The organism is Actinotalea sp. C106 (genome assembly GCF_023630195.1).
Taxonomy (GTDB): Bacteria; Actinomycetota; Actinomycetes; order Actinomycetales; family Cellulomonadaceae; genus Actinotalea.
The window spans coordinates 1-508 of sequence record NZ_JALPKN010000659.1 but is presented as its reverse complement, the minus strand read 5'-3'; the positions used below and the strand labels follow the sequence as shown (position 1 = coordinate 508).

1 protein-coding gene and 1 pseudogene are annotated in these 508 nt (G+C 71.1%); one reads left to right on the top strand and one right to left on the bottom strand.

The features are described from left to right. Window positions 1-234, top strand: a 234-nt coding sequence (locus L0B03_RS19055; protein WP_250448690.1) for a L,D-transpeptidase, incomplete at its 5' end; no start/stop codon positions are given. 26 nt (window positions 235-260) lie between these two features. On the opposite strand, the pseudogene L0B03_RS19050 reads toward L0B03_RS19055, so the two are convergent. Further along, window positions 261-508, bottom strand: a pseudogene (locus L0B03_RS19050) (hypothetical protein); the annotation flags it as partial.

Genomic DNA, 508 nt, shown 5'->3' with positions numbered 1-508 from the left:
GAGCTCATCGCCCCGACCAACCCGGGCTACGGCCCGTTCGCGTACGGCGTCTCAGCCTTCTCCGAGGTCCTCGACGAGTTCCTAGGAGGGCCGGGCCAGATCGGGCTGCACGGCACCGACGACGCCGACAGCATCGGGCAGGCAGCCAGTCACGGATGCATCCGGATGTCGAACGAGGACATCACTACGCTCGCCGATCTCCTGCCGCTGGGCACACCCATCATCATCACCTGACGAGCTCGACGTGGCTCGGCAACTCCTCAGGTGCTCAACCGGTCGCGGAGCCAGGCCGTGGCCGACTCCTGCATGGGTCGGTCGAAGGCGTGCGGGCCGTCGCTGAACTCCCCCCGGTAGGCCGCGGGCTCCCCCGCGTCGGCGTAGTAGGCCCCGATCCGGTCGTGGGCGGCCTCGGCCCCCGCGAGCGGCAGGAGGGCGTCGCCCCGCCGGTACTGGACCAGCAGCGGCTGGGGGGCGCGACAGGCCACCAGATCAGGCCAGTCCACGTGCC